Source organism: Mycobacterium parascrofulaceum ATCC BAA-614 (assembly GCF_000164135.1).
Taxonomy (GTDB): Bacteria; Actinomycetota; Actinomycetes; order Mycobacteriales; family Mycobacteriaceae; genus Mycobacterium; species Mycobacterium parascrofulaceum.
The window spans coordinates 1-1,110 of sequence record NZ_GG770623.1 but is presented as its reverse complement, the minus strand read 5'-3'; the positions used below and the strand labels follow the sequence as shown (position 1 = coordinate 1,110).

Sequence of the window (1,110 nt, the reverse complement as noted above, 5' to 3'; positions counted from 1 at the left end):
ATCGATATTCGGTGCGGCACAACGGCTGAGCGCCGGCGCACTAGTTTGGGGCGGGCTCGTTCTCATCGGCGTCATCGCCGCAGTCGCCCTCAACCGTCTCCAACCCGCACGCGACGTGCAACCGGCCCATGCCGAGCTTGGCGACGTCCAAGCGGCCGTACCGGCCATAACCGGCCGAGGCCGACGTCGGCGATTCACACCGCCGCACGGCAAGGCGTCTGTGTCCCCGTCTCCTGGCCATCCTGCCGGGCGCCGGCCCGCGATGACGACGACTCTTAACCTAAAGAGTCGCCGCAGAACGGCATCGGCACGCAACCAGGCGCAGGATTGCGCAATTTCGTCCGCATCGATGTCAACACCTTGCGTTTACCCATGCGGATCCGCAGGATCCACCGTTAAGCAGCCGTTCGGCACGGAATCCCGATGCCATTAAGGGATTCGACGCGAAAAGCTGCCACCGGCGAGGCCGGGTGCATCGCCTGTCGGGCAGGTCCTCATGCGTCGAGGCCGATAGATCGAAGCCGCAATGCTGGTGTTGTCGTGAGAGTCGGCCGGCGCATCGATGACCGCCTCGGTAATGCAACGCAGGCTGGGGAGCCTCTATACCTGCGGCGGGTAGGGGTATATTCGAACGTCGGCGCAATTGTGCGAGTCACCGTCCGCCGTCCGACTGTCGGCAGCCGCTTGAGCTGCGTCATGATGACCATCGGCATGCGCGATTGCCAGCCGAAAACACCGCGGCATTCGCTGCTCCACGTATGGCATACCCCCCTATGCACGGGTAGGGTGTGAGACACTATGAGACCCCGCGGCGCCGGTAGTTCGGTGCGGTTGCGAGCTGTTGTCGCGATCGCCGCGGCAGTATGGTTGGTCCTCGGTGCCCTGGGGTGCGGGCTGGTGCATTTCGCGCCTCTCGTGTTTGACCCACCGCACGCCTTCGTGGCATCGGCGGATAGCGGGTCTGGCGCTGGCGGGTCCGGCATGCACGCTGACCATGCTTCTCTTTACCGCGGCATGGCCGCCAAATGCTCCAAGGTGTTCGGGGCTATGGCGGTGGCGGGGCCCGTTACCGCGCTGGTGGAACTCGGTCTCGCGGTCGCGGTGGCCGCC

The 1,110-nt window shown here is 65.2% G+C and carries 1 protein-coding gene; it reads left to right on the top strand.

Translation table 11 applies throughout. The annotated features are described in order from the left end of the window. Positions 1–798: 798 nt before the first annotated feature. Positions 799–1,110 (top strand): putative copper homeostasis (lipo)protein LpqS (gene lpqS / locus HMPREF0591_RS34825; protein ID WP_040624539.1); only part of this gene is annotated, 312 nt, incomplete at its 3' end.